We start from the raw sequence: 18,174 nt of genomic DNA on the forward strand, positions 1-18,174 counted from the left end.
GTTTCCCCTTGTACGAAAAGGGGATATTGTGTTAAAAGAGGTCGGATCGAGGACACGTTCACCGGCGGCCCCCGCCGGGTGACCGATCGCCATATATCGGAAGGGAAGGAAAACGTGAAGAATAAGCGAATTTTGACAGGCATCACCTTAACGATCGCGGCGGCCCTGGCATTCGCCGGGCTGGCCCCGCTCCCCGCCCAGCAGGGCAAGGGCGCGTCGGGGCCGCTGATCACGGTCCTGAATCCGGCCATCGAGAGCAAGATGGTGGACCGCATCCCGCTCTCCCCGCGCCTGGACACGCTCGAAGGGAAAACGATTTACCTGGTGGATATCAGCTGGGGGGGGCCCGAAGCCGCCTACAGCGTGTTCGAGGAAATCCAGTCCTGGTTCGCGCAGAACATTCCCAGCGCGAAGATCGTCATCAAGAGAAAAGCGGGCATGTACACCCAGGATGACCCCGCCCTCTGGAAGGAAATCGCCAAGAACGGAAACGCCGCCCTGGTCGGCATATCGGGTTGAGATGGCTGTACGTCGGCCGTGAGCCAACATGCCAAAACCCTGGAACAGATGAACATCCCCACCATCGGCGCCGCGGGCGCCAATGTCGTCAACTACGCGAGGGGGTACGATTTCGAGTATACCAACGGGATGCCGATCCGCTACGTGGGCTTCCCGTTCCCGGTCGCCGGCCAGCCCCGGTCGGTGGCCCACAGCTACGTGTTCGAGCGCAACGACGTCGTCACCGGGAAACCGATGATGCAGGCGATCGTCGACGCCTGGACCAAGCCGTTGACCGAAAAGGAAAAGATCTCCGGGAAACCCCCGGAGGCGCGTCCGGAACCGCGGCTGCTCAAGGCGGACACCGAGGACAACCTGCAGCAGCTCTTCAAGGACATGGACTGGACCGACTACAACCCGATCATCCTGCCGACCGAGGAGCGGGTGGCCGCCATGCTCAAGGGGACCAGCCGCAAGCCGGACGAGGTTGTGAAGGTCATCAACTGGCCCGGCGGAGCCCGGGCGATGACGGTGGAAAAAGTGGCCGTCTGCGCGGTGATGGCCGGGGCCAAACCGGCGCACTTCCCCCTGATCCTCGCCGTTTCGACGGCGGTGCCGTTCGGCAACTCGACCAGTTCCATGGCCAACATGATCCTGGTCAACGGCCCGGTCCGGAACGAGCTCAAGATGAACTACGGCCTGAACGTCATGGGGCCCCACAGCGAGGTTAACAGCGTGGTGGGCCGCGCCTACACCCTGCTGTCGAAGACGGCGGGGAACCTCCATTCGGGCAAGACGACGTTCAGCGGGCTGGGAAGCAACATCCAGTACAACAACCTCTGCATCGCCGAGAACGAGGAAGCCCTGCCGGCCGGGTGGCAACCCACCCACGTGCTGAAGGGGTTCAAGCCCGCCGACAGCATCGTCACGGTGGGCACGGGCTGGAGCTACATCTCGAGCGTCGGGGAGGTCCAGTTGCACTACCCGCCGCAGCACCTGATCCGCGACTACATGCGGTCGCTGACCGGGATGGGGGCCACGGTCATCATGACCCCGGAGGTCGCCGGCATTCTCAAGGACGCCCAGGGGTTCTCGACCAAGCGCGACCTGAGCAAGTGGCTGGCGGAGAACGTGGAGAAGACCGTGGGTTCCTACTGGGGCAACGGCGTCATCTCCACGATGTATTCCTCCATGGCCATGCAGGGCCTGGAGCCCTTCGCCTCCCAGCGCAAGCAGGACCCGGAAACGATGATGAAGCCGCTGCAGGCGGGACAGGTGAACATCGTCGTGGCGGGACAGGGGCAGACCACCTGGTTCGTCACCGACTTCGGCGTCGGCCGCGGCACCAAGGTGGACGACTGGAAATAGCCCGGCCGCCCGGGCGGGACAAACCAGCCGCGGATCCGGAATCCCCCGGGTCCGCGGCTTTTTTTTTGCTCCCTCCCCGGGCGGAGGCGCGCCCCTCTGCTATGATTGGGAATCATGGCCGGGATGACGGACGACAACGGAACGGTTCACGGGCCGGCCCCCGGTTCGGGGGAGATTCCAGATGCGAGGGACCGGCTGCTGGCGCGGGACTTCGTCCTGACGGCACTGGCCAATTTCACCAACTCCTTCGGCATGCAGATGCTGGTGGCCACCATGCCCGTCTACGTCATCAGCCTCGGCGGGAGCCAGACCGACGCGGGCATGGTGAGCGGGGCCCTCGCGCTGACGGCCCTCCTTTTCCGCCCGCTGATGGGGTGGCTGACCGACGCCTGGCGCCGGCGGCCCCTGATCCTGGTCGGGACTTCGTGCTACGGGTTCGCCAGCGTCATCTATTTCCTGACCGGGTCGATCCCGCTTCTGCTCGTCGGGCGCTTCGTGCACGGCTTCGGGTTGAGCTGCTACACCACGGCGAGCAACGCCTACATCGCCGACATCGCCCCGCGCGCCCGCCGGGGGGAGGCCGTGGGGCTGTTTGCGGCCGCGCAGGCCGTGGGCCTGATCATCGGCCCGGCCGTCGGCTTTCTGCTGATCGACACGATCGGGTTTCACCGCCTCTTCTACTTTTCGGGAGGGCTGGCTTTCGCCGCCTTCTTCATCTCGCTCTTCACGCGTGAGCGGCGCGCGCCGGGCGACCCTGCGCACGCCCGCTGGTCGCTGCGCACGGGGCTGGTGTCGGTCCGGGCCCTGCCGGTCGCGTGGATGGCCCTCTGCATGGGGATGGGGTTCGGGGCCGTCAGCGCCTTCATCGCCATCTTCGCCCGCACCCGCGGGTTTCCAAACCCCGGGTTCTACTTCATGATCCAGGCGCTGGCCCTCATCGTCTGCCGCATCGCCGCCGGCCGCCTGTCCGACCGCTACAACCGGGCGGTCACCATCGTGCCCGGCCTGGTGCTGGGCGCCGCGGCCCTGGCCCTCCTGCCGCTGGCCCACGGGACGGCCCTGTTCGTACTCTCCGCCTCCCTGTTCGGGTTCGGGTTCGGCTCGGCCCAGCCGGCCACCATGGCCCTGCTCATCGACCGGGTCGGGCCCGAGGAACGCGGGCTGGCCGTCAGCACCTACTACGCCGGGTTCGATGCGGGGGTCGCGATCGGCTCCTTCCTGCTGGGGGTCGTGAGCCAGCGTTTCGGCTTCGGCGTCATGTGGCCCCTGGCGGCCTTCTGCATCCTGCTGGGGCTTGCCGGCTTCCTCCCCGGCGGGCACACGAAGCAAAAAGATTGCCCGGGGACGCACAATCAATGTTAGACTCGCCGGGTCATCTTTTGCGCAAAAGGAGAAACATCATGAGTTCGACCAAAGACGAGAAACCGGGCCGCAGGGCGTTCTTCCAGGAAATCACCGCGGGAACCGCGGGGTTTGCGATGGCGACGGCCCTGGCCCAGATGGCCGCGCCGGCCGCGGCGGCTCAGGACGCCAAGGCGCCCGCCCCCAAGAAGGCCGAATCGGCGTTTTTCAAAAACCCTCCGCCATGGCCCAAGGGGACCGAGGGGAGCAAGTACGACCACCTGTTCAGCACCAGGCTCCGGGAAAACACGATCGTGCCCGACATCGTTCCCGGCCCCCAGGCCTATTTCCGGGGAGACAGCGACCTCCCGGGGGCGAAGATCAACATGGGGTGGCAGATCTTCACAAAGCCCTACCGGCTGGAGATGGAATCGCACCACCACGACACGGACGAATACCTCTTCTTCCTCGGTTCGACCCTGCCCGACCTGGCGGGTTCTTTCGACGCCGAGATCGAGTACTTCATGGGCAAGGAGTACGAACGGCACATCATCACCAAGGCGACGGTGCTCTACATCCCGGCGGGACTGGAACACAATCCCTGCGACATCCGCAGGGTGGGCAAGCCGCTGCTCTTCAGCGCGCTTCAGCTCGCGCCTTACTTCAACGGCGTCTACCAGACGCAGGGCTACATGGAATTGCGGGGAATGAAGAAGATCGACTGAACCCCGGCCGCACGGGGGCCCGGAACGGTCCCCCGTGCGGCAATGGCGCCGGCCTCAGGCCAGCCCGAGCGCATTCTTCACATCGTCGAGGAAGGCCTGCTCCGCCCCGCTCACCCTTTCGCCGCCGAATCCCAAAAATCCTCCTTCCCTTGCGGCGCCTGCGGCTTTTTCGGCCACCTCCAGGATCAGGTGCCGGTACGCTGCGGCCTCTTCCGGCGCCGCCTTGCCCCCGAGCAGTTCCATCGCCTCGCCGATGCGCGCGAGCACGGCGGATTTGAGGTTTTCCATCTGCTGCCGGCGGTCCCCCTCGCCCAGGAGCGTTTTCGGATCGGGTGTCCCCGGGGTGCTCCGGTCCTCCAGCATCGCGGCAAGAAGTTCATGCCCCGCCCCCTGCCTGAGCGACCCGATCCATCCCGTCGCCCCGGCCGCCGCCTCCTTCACGGCGCCGATGATGCCGCTGGGATCGGCGGCCGACACCCCGCTCGAGACCAGGGCGGGCAGGATCCTGAGCAGGTTCCACTCCTCGGCCGTGAACATGGCTCTGGTGGTCATGGCCCCTCTCCTTTCAGGAAAACGTCCGCTCAGGCGTTGGGGATCTTGAGCACCTGTCCCACCTTGATGAGGTTCGGGTCGGTGAGCTGGTCCTTGTTGGCGTCGAAAATCTTCATGTAGGCGCCGGCGTTGCCGTAGAACTGCTTCGCGAGCTTCGAGAGCGTGTCCCCCGGCTGGACCGTATAGGTCTTTGCCGCCGGGGCGGCCGCGGCTGGGGGCGCCATCGAGGGATCGATGACGATGTCGCAGGTCAGGTCGGCGTAGGCCGGGTCCACGAGCTTGATCTGGTTCCAGATGGCGTTTTTCTGTTCCTCGGTTCCGGCCGAGGCCTTGACGAAGAGTTTGTTGTCCTGCAGGTGGAGGTTGTGCATCCGGAGTTTCTTCTGCTCGATAAGGCGCAATACCGACTGATACTTCGCTTTGAGTTCCTCGAAACGGTCCATGCTGCCTCCTTTATGAGAAAGAATGAGATTTCCTGCCGCGGCTTCGGATTGCGGCCGCGGTCCCCGTAGCATTCAGCATACCCGCCCGCGCTCCGCTCCGTCAAACTCTTTGCCCTCGCCGGGCGGAGGCGCCCCGCCCCGGTCATGCCGGCAGCGCCGCTTCGCAAAAATTGCTCTGCAGTTCGCGGCTCCGGTAGCTTTCGTATTTCTCCGGGTCGATGGGAAAGTCCCACGAACCGACCCGGTGCTCGATGCGGCCGCCGAAGCCGGTCTTGAACCGGTAGAGACCGTAGAACGGGTGGAGCGGGTCCCGGAGGGCCGACACCGCCCCCATGTCATAGGACAGGCAGCCGCTCCGCCGCGCCTCCCGGATGGCGTGCCACTGGACGGCGTAAGGCGCCATCAGGTTGCGGCAGGAGCTCGAGGAGGCCCCGAACAGATAGGTGGCGGCCTTCCCCGAACGCGCCACGATCGCGCCGGCCAGCGTCCGGCTCCCATGGAGGGCCAGGTAGAAGGCCAGGGTGGGGCCGTTCCGTGCGCCGGCCAGGGTGTCGAACAGGGCCGCGAAATGGGCATAATCGCGCGCGGGGAAACGGTTCCGCCGGCATGTCTCCAGGTACAGACCGTAAAACGCCGGCAGCGCCGCGGCGTCGGCGGCGACGACTTCGACCCCCTTCCTCCCGGCCAGGCGGACATTGTAGCGGGTCTTGGGCTTCATGCCGTTGAGCAGCTGCTCCTCGCTCCCGGCGAGGTCCAGGACCAGGGAGTCGGCGACGGTCAGGTCGAGCGGGGCCTTGCGCAGGTTCCACTGCCGGGTGGAAAAGTTCATGCGGATTTCGCGCAGCCGGTTCTCGGGGCGCCAGAGCCCCGCCGCGGCCCCTTCCCCTTCGGCCTCGCCGTCGAGGGCGTAGGGGTCGGCCCAGGGGAGATCGTAGCGGATGAACACGCAGGCCGGGTCCAGGTAGCGGGAGACCGCATCGGACAGTTCCTCGAGGAACCGGCCGTAATCCTGCGGGTCCGGCCCGTGCTCGGGCCCCTGCGGGACGCACGCCATCGCCGTGTCGCCGTCCAGGGGCCGGGTCAGGGCCATCATGTCCCCCGTCCCGGAGGGGCGGGAAATTTCGAAGGCCTCCACCTCCCACCCCAGGCGCCGCTTCACGCTCCCCCAGAAGGATGTCTGGAAAAGGATATCGGTGGGGTAAAGCCGGCTCGCGGGCTTGGGCGTCACCTCGAGATTCATGATGACGAAGTTATCCCTCATTCGGCCCCCGATCTCAATGGGGGAAAGCAGGAAAAGACCTGCTCCAATGGAGGGCGGGGCGTCATCCAACCGCCCGGAACCAGCCTTGATGAAAAGAGCGGCGGCCGGGTCGCGGCCGCCGCCCTCTTTGCCCTCAGCCGCGCGCGGCTACCGCCAGTCGTCGATCTTGACGCTCCGGCCGTAGCGCAGCCCGCCGATGCTGTAATAATTATTGTTCGTCCCGCCGGTGACGATGATGGCGGTGTTGGAAAACCCGCCCATCATCGGCGGCATCTCCGCCTTGGGGGCCGGTTTCGCCTGGGCCCCGCCTTCCGGCTTCGCCTTGGGGGGCGCCATCTTTCCCATCGGGAACTGCGGCGCCGGCTCCAGGTACCTTTCAAACTTCTCCACAGTGTCGTAGCCCGCGTTCTTGATGAACTGGGCGATCGGGGGGCTCAGCACCGCGCAGGCTCCGAACAAAAACCCCTGCTGGTCGAAGATGTCCTTGATGATCTTGGGATAGTCCATCTCCTTTCCCCAGCTGGCGGCCTTCCAGTTGGCGGCCGAGAGCACGCCCCAGCCCTCGAAGAGGCTGACGATGTTCTCCCCCTTTTTGAACCCCTTGCGGACCGAGAGGGGGGCCCAGGGGGACTCCTCCTCGTTCTCGGCGATCACGATGTTGATCAGGTTCATCGGGTTGCCGACGACGCCCATGTAGGTCGTCCCCACCTTGCCGCAGTTGCCGAGGTTGATCGACATCAGCGACCAGGCGCGCCCGATGGTGGTGTTGGCGTGGGCGTAGGGCCCCATGGCCCCCACCTTGGAGTTCAGGCCGATCTCGTCCCGGATGGCCCCGTTGATGACCAGGGCGCCCACGAAGGAGTTGTCCGACACCGAGATCGCCTCCTTCCCGGTGGAGGCCACCGCGAGGAGGAGGGGGAAATATTCCGGCTTGCACCCGGCCATGACCGCGTTCACCGCCACGTCCCGGACCGTGTAGGTCCAGTCCTTGAAATAGGTCCCGGTCTGGGTGGGCGACATCCTGCCCACGATCTCGTCCGGTTCGTGGCTCGTCCCCTTGAGCATGTCATCGACCCGCTCCGGGGTGGGCAGCACGATGGGGAGGAAATCGGTGTAGCGTTTTTCCAGAAACATCCTGTGCAGGTTTTCGGCCGTGTCGGTGAAGGTGCCCGGCCCCCGGCTCTGCTCGACCTTCCCCGTCCGCTTCTCTTCGGCCGTCAGCGGCTTGGTGAATTTTTCGACGATCTCCCGCATGACGGGCTGGCCCGTGATCGGGTTTTTTCCGTTGATGACGTCGCGCCGCAGTTCGTCGCGCGTCTTGGCCCAGACCGGGCCCCGGATCCACTGCGTCCGCAGCCCCGGCAACCCCTCCTGGAGCGCCTTGTCGACCTCCTGCTCGTAGAACTCGGAGAGGACGATCGGGACGGCGGGTTTGTTCAGCTTGGTTTCAAAAGTGATGGCGTGGCCGACAACCGCCGGCGCACACTGGCTTCAATGACCCAGGGCGATGATGATGCCGTCGGCCTTCTCCTTCATCTCCGCCCAGAGCTCCGGGTCCTCGGCGTCGAATCCTCCGCCCCCCTTGCGCTTGAACACGGTCGTGGTCCCGGGATGGTTCGCCTTGAACCAGTCCTGGATCTCGTAGAGCAGGTTGTCGCCGCCGATGAACCCGTCATCGACGAGGTAGATCGTCTTCCCCTCAAGCGTGTCGAGCCGGGGCGCCATCTGCTGGAGCGTGATCGGCGGGGGCGTTCCGAGCGGGTTCAGCACGGTGATCTTCTCTTCCGCGGCCGCCGCGGCCCGGCCGTCGAGGGCCGAATACGTGCAGGACAGGCCGAGGCACAGCAGCGCGATCAGGACTACGGGTTTGTGCCACTTCATAGGGACTCCTCCGTTGAATGCTTTGTGATACGACAATCCCCCGGGGCCCGGCCTTCGCTCGAACCGGCCCAGGGCATCGTCCTCCGAGACGTTCCAGCATAATGCGGCCCGTCCCGGAAATCCCGATAAAAATCGCCTGGTTCCCCTCCCGCCGCGCTGCGGTTCTCATGGTGTCACAGGAAGGGATTTTCGATCCGCAGGCCCGCGATGATCTGTTTGTTGTTCAGATCTTCCGAAAGAATCCTTGCAGCCCCGCTCCTGACGGCGGAAGCCACAATGAGGGCATCCCAGAACCCGATCCTGGCTTCGTCCTCGATCCGAAACGCCAGGTCGAGTTCAGCCGATGTGATGACGGCGCACCAGAGGGCATAGCTGGCAAGAATGAGACGCGCGGTCGGCTTCGGCAGGGGTTGCGCGATCTTGCGGGTCACATTCACGTAAAATTCCTGCAATACCTGGGTACTGAGAACTCCGCAGCGATCCGCCCACAGATCAAGAAGGATGCCCTTTGCCCTTGCCTGTTTGGCCCCGGAATCCGCATCGTGCGCATAAATCAGCACATTCGTGTCAATAAAGGTCTTATCGCTCATGCAACTCTTCCCGGCCGGCGGAAATCACTCCGCCCATGTGAAAAGGCTTGTCCAGAAGAGCGATGGCCTGCCGTTCGGCTTGAATGTAAGCCTCGTCCGCCCGAACCAAATCCTCGAGCTGCTGGGAGAGAAGGCCGCTGATCGACGTTTCCCGCCGGGCCGCAATGACCTTGGCTTTTCGAAGTAAATGCCGGCTCAGGCTGATGGTGATGTTCTGCTTGTCGCTGTTTCCGGATGGCGTCATGGCGAACCCCCTAAATTAGCACGTAATTTACGTGTATCACGTATTTTGCGTGGCGTCAAGCGGGTCCCGGCCGGTTCGCAAATCGTTGAGAAGGATATGACGGATCCTCTGCCGTTTTCCTCCGGGTACCGGCATTCGCTTCCCTGATAGGCGTCATTATGTCGACTGCGAAGGCATCATCTCGAATATGGGGGCAGTGCAACCGACGGTCGGGCCAATCATCATCGATTTTGAACGAACCGGTGTTTTTTGCATCCTGGTCGTGTTTTGCCTCATTTTCGCAATGCCGTCGGGTGACTGAAGAGCATCGGATCTCTTTTTCAATAAAGGTAGACGGCCCCACTGTAGGAGGCCAGGTTGTTGTCTGCGTCGCCACCGATACCGGTTGCATTGCTTTCTTCATCAGGAGCGCCGGCCGCCAGGGTCAATCCGTCCCAGGAAAGATCGACGGCGTGGCCGAAGACGTCCAGGGGTTCCGTGTTTGAAGCCTTGATATAACTGTAAACAAAAAAGTTCCTGTCCGGACGATAGAACAGGTAGACGGCTCCGCTGTCTTCGGCGGAATCGTCCGAGCTGTCTCCGCCGATTCCTATATCCCAGCTGTCCTCGAACGGTGCTCCCACCGCCAGGGAAACGCCGTCGCCGGAAAGCGAAACCGAACTTCCGAATGCATCCCCGGTTCCCGCGCTCGAGGCTTTGAGGTAGTCCTTCTGTGTCCAGAGACCGCTGGAATATTCAAAGACATAGACGGCGCCGCTATCGACAACGGCCTCGTTGCCCGCGCCCGGGCCGTTCCCGTCTTCGCCGGGCGCTCCGACCGCGAGAGTGTTTCCGTCCGCGGAAAGAGAAACCGAGAAACCGAAATAATCCATCGATTCGGCGTTGGAAGCCTTGATGAATGCCGCAGCGTTCCCCCAGGTGTTTCCGGTCCGGGTAAATACGAAAACAGCGCCGCTGTCCGGCAGGGCGTTGTCCTGTCCAAAGCTGCTTTCGCTGTCGTTGAAATCGTTCCCTACGGCCAGAACGCCGCCATCCTCCGAGAGAGCCAGGGAGGAACCGAACTGGTCGTTGATGTCGACATCCAAGGGGGGCTTGAGGTACGCCTGCTGTTGCCAGTCAAGGCCGTCCCGGAAAAACAGATAGACGGCTCCGCTGTCCGGGACGGAGTTGTCGATCGGGTTGCCCGCGCTGTCTTCTCTCATTGCGGAGACGGCGAGGGTGTTTCCGTCTCCCGAAAGCGCGAGCCTTTCACCGAACCGATCCCCCTCGTCCTGAAGGAAAGCCTTTATGAGGGAACCAGGGGCCCATGAGTTCCCGGCGCGCGTGAAGATATAGACCGCGCCGCTGTCCGGCATGGAATTGTCATCCTCCCCACCGGTGGAGCCGCTGTCTTCATACATCGCTCCAACCGCAAGGGTGTCTCCATAATACGAAAGGGCAACCTGTCCCCCGAATTCATCGAAGGATTCCGCGTTCCAGGCCTTGAGGTATGCCTCCTGCTCCCAGCCGGATATCGTATAGGCGAAAATATAGACCGCTCCGCTTGCCGGTGCGGAGTTGTCCATCTGGCTGCCGGAATAGCCCGGATCGCCCGGATGCCATGCGCCGGTGGCGGCGCTGCTTTCATAGGGGGCCCCGACAGCCAGCGTCCGTCCGTCCCCGGAAAGCGCCACCGAGACGCCAAAACCATCGTATTCCCCGGTATTCGATGCCTTGAAATATCCCACGGCATCGGCCAGGGACCCGGTCACGAAAACCTCGCCCATACTCTGGTAAAACCCGTTACGCAAGGCTTCCAGAATATAGGAGGCGTTGATTCGGTCGGGCAGCGGAACATACAGGTCGTAGAACGTGGTGTCTGCATCGATCGTGGCTATGACGCTATAGCCCGATTGGCCATCAGGGTCTTCCAGCAGCCTGTACGCGGTTTCATTGGAAACATCCGTCCATGTAAAATGAAAAATATTCACCTGCCGGAATTCGAGTTGGAGCGTGGGAGACGGAGGATTGCCTCCTGTCCGCCCGTCACCAGCGCAGGAACAAAGGCCCAGGATGAGGACCAGGTGAAGGATGGACCATAGGAAATTCTGAATTCTAGGCGAATGTGACAGCTTCATGAGATACATATCTCCTTGGTTTTCGGAATCACAGCTCTTCCCTTTATTGATTGGATGATGATCGTTGAATTTCTTATCAGAAAGAATTCCCGGTTCTTCGGAGGACGCCGTTTTGCCGGTCCTTTTCCATTCTGTGCCATTCAATCCGGCCGGCCCGGGGGGACTTTTCGAACGCGCTGTGACATAATGGCGTTTGGTGCCTTACGCTATGAACAGAGACGGAACCGGCAATCGATGAAATGGCGGCTGCTCCTATTCCTGCTCCTTCTGGGCCCCGCGGAGCTTCACGCGGACGTGGCGCTGCTGCTCGAGCAACCGCACAGCGCCTTCGGGTCGTTCAACCCCACCGGGCACATGGCCGTCTACCTGTCGCGCGTCTGCGCCGAGTCTCCCACCGAGCTGCGCCGCTGCCGCGCCGGCGAGCGCGGGGTCGTCCTCAGCCGCTACTCCGGCATCGGGGGCTACGACTGGCTCGCCATGCCGCCGGTCCCCTACTTCTACGCGGTCGAGCAGCCGGAGGAGGCGCCCGCCGCCGCCGACCGGGCGGAGGTCGCCCGGCTGCGCGAGGAGTACCGGGCGCGGCACCTGCGGGAGCTGGTGCCGGACGAAGCGGCGCGGCGGGAGCCCGAGGGGCGCTGGACCCAGCTCGTGGGAGCGGCCTACGAACGCAAGATCTACGTCTTCCAGCTGGAAACGGACGCGGAGGCGGACGACGCTCTCATCGAGCGCCTCAACTCGGGCCCCAACCGGAGGCGCTTCCACCTCCTGTTGCGCAACTGCGCCGATTTCGCCAAGGACATCGTCAATTTCTACTATCCCAGGGCGCTGCGGCGCAGCATCCTGGCCGACGCCGGGATCACCACCCCGAAGCAGATGGCCAAGGGTTTGGCCCGGTTCAGCCGGCGCCGGCCCGAACTCGCTTTTTCCGCTTTCGCCATCCCCCAGGTCGAGGGGGAACTGGGGCGCAGCCGGCCGGTGCGCGGGGTGCTGGAATCGCTGGTGCGCTCGAAGAGGTATATCGTACCCCTGGCGCTGGTGACCCCATGGGTCGCCGTCGGGGGCGCGGTGGCGTACGTGACCGGGGGGCGTTTCAATCCCGAAAAGCTCGCTCCGGACCTCCTCGAGCCCGGGGAACTGGCCCGTTTCCTTGCGACCGGCCCATCCCCCTCGCGCCTCTCAGTGGATCTTCTCGACCTCGGCCTGCCTCCGGCCGAGGAGGAAGGCGGCCACGACGATGAGGGCGGCCCCCGCGACGATCAGGACGCCCGAGGCGGCCCGGGGAGGCTCGAGGGCATAGACGTAAAAGTAGAAGAAGATGGGGGTGATCTGGACCGACAGCTGCTGCACCGGGATCACGTTGCTGGCCTGGGCGAACTTGAAGGCCTCGTTGGTCTGCCGGATGCCCAGGACGTTGCAGCCCACGAGGATGACGCTCGCCAGCGCGAACAGCCCCGTCTGGCCCCACGACCCGTCGCCGGCCAGGACGACGGCGCCGACGGCCAAAAGCGGGCTGATCCAGAAGTTCGAGATCGCGAAGGGAAACCCGTTCGAAAAGGCCATGACGGTCCCCTTGCGCCGGGATAGGCGCATGGCCTGCAGGTGGGTGGCGGCCCAGAGCAGGAAGAGGCCCGCGGTGAGGATGGCGACGCGCGACGCCGTGCCGGGGTCGCCGAGGCGCTCCCGGACGACGTCGACGCTGATTTCGAGCTCGCTCAGGCCGAGCAGGACGATGCCGGCCATCAGCATGGCGATGCCCGCGCACTCGGACAGGTTGAGCGCCTCCCCGATGAGGCGGACCGAACCGACGGCCAGGACGACCAGTCCCGCGGCCATCAGCCCCGGTACCAGCGCCGGCCCGATCAGCGCCTGCGCGATCATGAAGGCGCAGGTGCCGACCCCGTATTCGAGCCCCAGCCCGGCCAGCCAGCGCCGGTCCCGGAGCAGCGTCTTCAGGAACCGTTGCGCCCTGTCATCGGGCGTCATGTCGTTGACGGCCTTTTTCTGCAGCAGGATGCCCGACTGCATGCAGACCCCGCAGAAGACGGCGGAGGCGACGCCGAGAGCGTAATCGAGATTCATAACCCTCTAAGGATGGCACACCCGGCGTCGCCGCCGCAGGGCGGATTCCGAATCATGCGGATTACCACGTCAAACCGTGGCCGTATGGGAAGAGCGGATCGTACCGCTCTTCGGGCGTGTGGATGTTGAGCGGAAGCTGCCCGTTCGCGCGCGGCCAGGAGAAGGACAGCTTCCCCGTCGGCGTGTGGTCCCCGAACAGGACGTCCGTGATCCCCTTCCCCTCGGTCCCCGGGAGGAAGGCGGCCAGGAGGGCGGCCGACTGCCCGGGCACGTCGCCGAGGACCAGCGGCCGGCCCGAGATCACCAGGGTCACCACCGGGATCCCCGCCTTTTTCAGGTTGGCCATCGTCGCCCGGTCCTCCGGGTCGAGCCCCAGGTCGTCGCGGTCCCCCACCCCTTCGGCGTACGGCTTCTCCCCGATCACGGCGACGGCGATCGTGGCCCCCTCGGCCCCGGCGCCGTCCCGCGAGTAGGTCACCCGCGTCTCCGGGGAAACGGCCGACCGGATGGCCGCGAGCACGGTGGTCCCCCCCGGGGTGACGCGCCCGCCCTGCCCCTGCCAGCGGATGGTCCAGCCGCCGCACTGGTTGCCGATGTCGTCCGCGTTCTTGCCCGCCACGTGAATGCGGGCCGTCTCCTTCGCCAGCGGCAGAACCCCGCCCTCGTTCTTGAGCACCACCACCGATTTGCGCACCGCCTCGCGGGCCACGGCCCGGCGGGCTTCGGAACCGAAGACCTGGTGCAGTTTGCGGTCCGCCAGCTGCGACCGGCCCTTGTCCATCAGCCCCATGGCGAACTTCACCCGCAGGATGCGGGTCACGGCGTCGTCGATGCGCGCCATCGGCACCCGCCCCTCGTCGACCAGTTCCCTGAGGGTGTCGAAGAACCTCCGGTATCGGTCCGTCTCCATGGCCATGTCGATCCCGGCGTTGACGGCGATTTCGACCGAGGTCTTGTAGTCGTCGGGCCGGATCTCGGCGATGGCGTTGTAGTCGGAAATCAGGAAGCCTTCGAATCCCAGCTCCCCCTTGAGAATCTCGGTCAGCAGCCGGCGGCTGCCGGTGCACTTGACCCCGTTCCAGCTGCTGTAGGAGGGCATGATGCTGCCGACTCCGGCCCGGATGGCCGCGACATAGCCCGGGAGGTGGATCCGGCGCAGCGTCGATTCGTCCACCCGCGTGTCCCCCCGGTCGAGCCAGAGGCGGGCGCCCGGCGCCGCCGGCGCCCCAGGTATCGGTGAGACGCTCGGCCCGGTCCCGCCGTCCCCCACGAAGTGTTTGGCGCAGGCCAGGACCGAGAGCGGGTGCCCGAGGTCCCCCTGCAGCCCGCGCACCGCCGCCTCCCCGAGGGTGGCCACCAGTTCGGGGTCTTCGGAAAAGCCTTCGTAGGTGCGCCCCCAGCGGATATCCTGGGGAACGGCGACGCAGGGGCTGAAGGTCCACTGGATCCCCGTGGCTCGCACCTCCTCGGCCGTGATCCGGTTGATCTTCTCGACCAGTTCCGGGTCGCGCGTGCACCCCAGGGCGATGTTATGGGGAAAGATGACGGCGCCCAGGACGTTGCTGTGGCCGTGCACCGCGTCCACCCCGTACAGCACCGGAATCCCGAGCCGCGACTTCATCGCCTCCGCCTGCACCCGGTCGTACAGGTCGGTCCAGGCCTCGAGCGTGTTCCCCTCCACGGGATCGGAATCCCCCCCGCTGAGCACCGAGCCGATGAAATATTTCTGCATGTCGCCCGGGCTGGCCATCACGGGCCCCTGCTCCGGCTGGGTCATCTGCCCGATCTTCTCCTCGAGCGTCATCCGCGCCACGAGCGCCTTCGCCTCGGGGTCGTAGGACGCGAGGCTTTTGGGTTTGGGGTCCACAGGTGCCGTACTGCACCCAAGCAGAAGGCAGCAGACCGCCGCCGCGCACAGAGTGTATTTCATCGGTTCTCTCCGTTCCCGTAGTAAGGGTGAACCCGCGTTGTATGCGATGACGGGCATCAGGTTTCCAGCGTTTTCCCGCCGCCCCCCGCCGCATAGGACATGAGGATGTCCTTTCCCGCGGGGGTGGTCCGCCAGCCCTCTTCCCCGGGGGGGCGCTCGATGGCGCCCGCCTCCACCATCCAGAAGAGGAGGGTCTCCGGGTGATGGGACCCCGCGCGGATTTCGGGAAAGGGCCGCATCCAGCCGTAGATGTCCTTCTCGGCCCGGGGGGTGACGCAGAACTCGAGCAGCCTCAACAGCGGCCCCCGCAAGGCGGGATCCGCCTCGATCCGGCGCCGGATCCCTTCCGCGCTCACCGGCTCCGGCTCCGGCTCCGGTTCGGGCAGGGGCGGGGGGGTGGTTTCGGTGGAGGCGGGGGGCGCGCTCTCATCCTGTTCGGACCGCCGCGCCGGGAAGAGGCTGCGCCGCAGCAGGCCCCGGCGGCCGAACCGCTCCGCCGCAGCCATCAGGAGGCCCTCGCCCCGGCGGTTTCCGCTTCTTCGGGCGCGTGCTCCGGTGCGGCAGCCGGCATCTCGATCCGGCCGTCGAACGTCCCCCCGCTTGCCATGAGGACCCGCCGGGCGACGATATCCCCCTGGACCCGCCCCTTCGGCCCTATTTCCAGGAGTTCCTCGGCCCGGAGCACCCCCTCGGCCCTGCCGCCCACGATGATACGGCGCGCCGCGATCTCTCCCCGGATCACGGCCCTTTCGGTGAGGATGACCTGGTCCGCTCTGATCTTGCCTCTTACGGTCCCGTCGAGGCGGAGGATCCCGGTCGAGGAGAGATCCCCCTCGAGCTCCGAGTCGGAGCCGAGGAAGGATTTCAGCTTCTCCCCGTCCCGGTTGAAGATCACATCCTCACCGCGAGGTACGGCTGCGGATTGATGTTCCGGCCGTCCTTCCAGATCTCGTAATGAAGATGGGGGCCGGTGGCCCGTCCGGTGGAACCGACGTAGCCAATGACGTCCCCCTTGGACACCTGCTGTCCGACCTGGACCGCGTTCTTCTTGTTATGCGCGAAAATGGTGGAGAAACCGCAGCCATGCTCGACGACCACCACGTAGCCGCTCGTCCGGGTCCACCCCGAGTGGCTGACCACCCCGTCGGCGGTGGCCCGGATGGGGGTCCCGGGCCCCGAGGAGATGTCGATCCCCGAATGGAACGCGTCCCCCCCCGTCAGGGGGTCCTTCCTCCTCCCGTAGGAGGAGGTGATCCTTCCCTGCACCGGGTAGCCCCTGGGGGTGGCGACGAAAATATCCTTCTGGATGCGCAGGTAATTCTTGATCTCGTCCACGCTTTCCAGGGTGTGCTGGAGCTCTTCCACCAGCTCGGGGATTTCGAGCGAGCCCTTGAAGGAGGTATCGGCCTGTTCCAGGACCGCTTCCTTCGATCCCAGTGAAAACAGGTTCCGGAACTCCTGCTCCACCGTCCTGAGCGAAGTCACCGTAGAGCTCCACTGGTAGAACTGGTCGGAATAGAAGCGGACCCTGGCGGCCATGGCGTTGTGCTGGGCCCGGTACTGCAACCCGCTGACGGCCAGGCTCACCACGCAGACGCCGCCGATGACGGCCAGCAGGAGGGAGAGCGCCAGCAGGGCGGCGGGGACCCTCACGTTCAGCGTCCTGACATGATCGTGGGGGATCACCAGGATGGTCACGGAGACACACGCCTTTTTCAAAAAAGCGCGCAGCTGCTTCATCGCGGATCTCAATGGTTCCATCATTCGTTTGTCCCGCTTTGCCGGAAAATGGCTGCCCGAAATGCTCCCAGGCTAACACGCCCCCGATATCAAAACCGTGATCCCACTCACCAAAGCGCGCTTTTGCGTCCTTCCGGCCCGAGGGGCGTCAGCGCACCATGGCCTCGATCCGCTCCATCGCCTCGACCACCCGCTCGTACCGGTTGAAAGCGCTGATGCGGATGTAACCGCCGCCGCAGGGACCGAATCCGCTTCCCGGGGTGCACACCACGGCAGCCTCGCCCAGCATCCGGTCGAAAAAGTCCCAGGAATCGCCCCCCACCTGGACCCAGATATAGGGCGAGTTTTCACCGCCGACGGAGTGGAACCCGAGCCGGGTCATGACCGTCCGGATCAGTTCCGCGTTCCTGAGGTAGTCATCCGTCAGCGCGCGGACCTGCTGCTTCCCCTCCTCGGAGTATACGGCCTCGGCCGCCCGCTGGACGGGGTAGGCCACGCCATTGAACTTGGTCGTGTGCCGGCGGGTCCAGAGCGCGTGCAGGCTGTGGGCCTGCCCGGAATCGTCGGTCACCACGAGCGATTTGGGCACCACGGTGAAGGCGCAGCGGGTGCCGGTAAACCCCGCGGTCTTGGAAAAACTCCGGAACTCCACCGCGACCTCGCGCGCCCCCTCGATCTCGTAAATGGAGTGCGGGATCTCCGGGTCGCGGATGAAGGCCTCGTAGGCGGCATCGAAGAGGATCAGCGCCTTGCGCCTGTGCGCGTACTCCACCCACTCGGCCAGCTGGCCGCGGGTGGCGGTAGCGCCCGTGGGGTTGTTCGGAAAGCAGAGGTAGATGACGTCCACGCCCTCGTCGGGCGGGGCCGGCACGTAGTCGTTCTCCCGGGTCGAGGCAAGGTAGACCAGTCCCTCGTAGCGGCCGTCCACGAAACGGCCCGTCCGTCCGGCCATGACGTTGGTGTCCACGTACACCGGGTAGACCGGGTCGGGGACCGCGACCCGCACGTCCGCCGGCAGCAGTTCCTGGAAATTCCCCGTGTCGCACTTGGCGCCGTCGCTGACGAAAATCTCGTCGGCCGATACTTCCGCCCCCAGCGCCTGGTAGTCGTTCCGGGCGATCGCCTCGCGCAGGAAACCGTACCCCTGCTCGGGGCCGTAACCGCGGAAGTGCTTTTCGGAGCCCATTTCGTCGATCGCCGAGTGAAAGGCGGAGATGCAGGCGGGGGGGAGCGGCCGGGTGACGTCCCCGATGCCCAGCCGGATGATGCTCCTGCCGGGGTTACGGCTCTCGAAAGCCTCGATCCTCCGGGCGATGTCGGAGAACAGGTAGGAGGACTGGAGCTTTCGGTAATGCTGGTTAAACCGGACCATCGTCTATTCGTCCCTTTCAGCCATGGGGCATGG

General features: G+C 65.0%; 19 protein-coding genes. 4 read left to right on the top strand and 15 right to left on the bottom strand.

The annotated features are described in order from the left end of the window. Positions 1–114: 114 nt before the first annotated feature. The 4 genes from GXY47_03320 to GXY47_03335 all read left to right on the top strand — a co-directional run bounded on the left by GXY47_03320 (position 115) and on the right by GXY47_03335 (position 3,932). On the top strand, positions 115–519 hold the full coding sequence (locus GXY47_03320; protein NLV30162.1) for a hypothetical protein: 405 nt from the start codon (positions 115–117) through the stop codon (positions 517–519). 18 nt (positions 520–537) lie between these two features. Beyond that, positions 538–1,866, top strand: coding sequence for a hypothetical protein (locus tag GXY47_03325; protein ID NLV30163.1), 1,329 nt, complete (start codon positions 538–540; stop codon positions 1,864–1,866). Positions 1,867–1,980: 114 nt separating this feature from the next. Beyond that, the gene (locus GXY47_03330; protein ID NLV30164.1) at positions 1,981–3,228 is read left to right on the top strand and encodes an MFS transporter; all 1,248 of its coding nucleotides are present in this window, start codon (positions 1,981–1,983) and stop codon (positions 3,226–3,228) included. Between the two features lie 38 nt (positions 3,229–3,266). After that, positions 3,267–3,932: a hypothetical protein gene (locus GXY47_03335; GenBank protein ID NLV30165.1), complete on the top strand. Its 666-nt coding sequence runs from the start codon at positions 3,267–3,269 to the stop codon at positions 3,930–3,932. Between the two features lie 54 nt (positions 3,933–3,986). Here the strand turns inward: GXY47_03335 and GXY47_03340 are convergent, their stop codons facing one another. The 15 genes from GXY47_03340 to GXY47_03410 form a co-directional block, all read right to left on the bottom strand. Then, complete coding sequence (locus GXY47_03340; GenBank protein NLV30166.1) at positions 3,987–4,484, bottom strand: hypothetical protein; 498 nt, start codon at positions 4,482–4,484, stop codon at positions 3,987–3,989. A gap of 29 nt (positions 4,485–4,513) precedes the next feature. Next, entirely contained in the window at positions 4,514–4,927 is a 414-nt protein-coding gene (locus GXY47_03345; protein ID NLV30167.1) for a LysM peptidoglycan-binding domain-containing protein, read from the bottom strand. Positions 4,928–5,069: 142 nt separating this feature from the next. Further along, the gene (locus GXY47_03350) at positions 5,070–6,167 is read right to left on the bottom strand and encodes a peptidoglycan bridge formation glycyltransferase FemA/FemB family protein (protein NLV30168.1); all 1,098 of its coding nucleotides are present in this window, start codon (positions 6,165–6,167) and stop codon (positions 5,070–5,072) included. A gap of 168 nt (positions 6,168–6,335) precedes the next feature. Next, entirely contained in the window at positions 6,336–7,553 is a 1,218-nt protein-coding gene (locus GXY47_03355; protein ID NLV30169.1) for a hypothetical protein, read from the bottom strand. A 126-nt stretch (positions 7,554–7,679) separates the two neighbouring features. Further along, complete coding sequence (locus GXY47_03360; GenBank protein ID NLV30170.1) at positions 7,680–8,069, bottom strand: hypothetical protein; 390 nt, start codon at positions 8,067–8,069, stop codon at positions 7,680–7,682. 173 nt (positions 8,070–8,242) lie between these two features. Next, the gene (locus GXY47_03365; protein ID NLV30171.1) at positions 8,243–8,659 is read right to left on the bottom strand and encodes a PIN domain-containing protein; all 417 of its coding nucleotides are present in this window, start codon (positions 8,657–8,659) and stop codon (positions 8,243–8,245) included. Then, positions 8,649–8,903, bottom strand: coding sequence for a hypothetical protein (locus tag GXY47_03370; GenBank protein ID NLV30172.1), 255 nt, complete (start codon positions 8,901–8,903; stop codon positions 8,649–8,651). Before GXY47_03370 ends, GXY47_03365 begins: the two co-directional genes overlap by 11 nt. A 320-nt stretch (positions 8,904–9,223) precedes the next feature. After that, positions 9,224–11,020, bottom strand: a complete 1,797-nt coding sequence (locus tag GXY47_03375) for an integrin (protein ID NLV30173.1) — start codon at positions 11,018–11,020, stop codon at positions 9,224–9,226. Between the two features lie 812 nt (positions 11,021–11,832). Continuing rightward, positions 11,833–12,114 (bottom strand): hypothetical protein, encoded by a 282-nt coding sequence (locus GXY47_03380; protein NLV30174.1) that lies wholly within the window; start codon positions 12,112–12,114, stop codon positions 11,833–11,835. A gap of 82 nt (positions 12,115–12,196) precedes the next feature. Then, on the bottom strand, positions 12,197–13,099 hold the full coding sequence (locus GXY47_03385; protein ID NLV30175.1) for a hypothetical protein: 903 nt from the start codon (positions 13,097–13,099) through the stop codon (positions 12,197–12,199). 61 nt (positions 13,100–13,160) lie between these two features. Continuing rightward, positions 13,161–15,029 carry a beta-glucosidase gene (locus GXY47_03390; protein ID NLV30176.1) on the bottom strand — a complete coding sequence of 623 codons (1,869 nt, stop codon included), beginning with the start codon at positions 15,027–15,029 and terminating at the stop codon, positions 13,161–13,163. Positions 15,030–15,085: 56 nt separating this feature from the next. After that, positions 15,086–15,535, bottom strand: a complete 450-nt coding sequence (locus tag GXY47_03395) for a hypothetical protein (GenBank protein ID NLV30177.1) — start codon at positions 15,533–15,535, stop codon at positions 15,086–15,088. Continuing rightward, complete coding sequence (locus GXY47_03400; GenBank protein ID NLV30178.1) at positions 15,535–15,924, bottom strand: polymer-forming cytoskeletal protein; 390 nt, start codon at positions 15,922–15,924, stop codon at positions 15,535–15,537. Before GXY47_03400 ends, GXY47_03395 begins: the two co-directional genes overlap by 1 nt. Then, positions 15,921–16,793, bottom strand: a complete 873-nt coding sequence (locus GXY47_03405) for a M23 family metallopeptidase (protein ID NLV30179.1) — start codon at positions 16,791–16,793, stop codon at positions 15,921–15,923. The genes GXY47_03400 and GXY47_03405 overlap by 4 nt, the downstream gene beginning before the upstream one ends. A gap of 124 nt (positions 16,794–16,917) precedes the next feature. Then, positions 16,918–18,141, bottom strand: a complete 1,224-nt coding sequence (locus GXY47_03410; GenBank protein NLV30180.1) for an LL-diaminopimelate aminotransferase — start codon at positions 18,139–18,141, stop codon at positions 16,918–16,920. Positions 18,142–18,174 lie beyond the last annotated feature (33 nt).

Source organism: Acidobacteriota bacterium, assembly GCA_012729555.1.
GTDB lineage: Bacteria > Acidobacteriota > UBA6911 > UBA6911 > UBA6911 > UBA6911.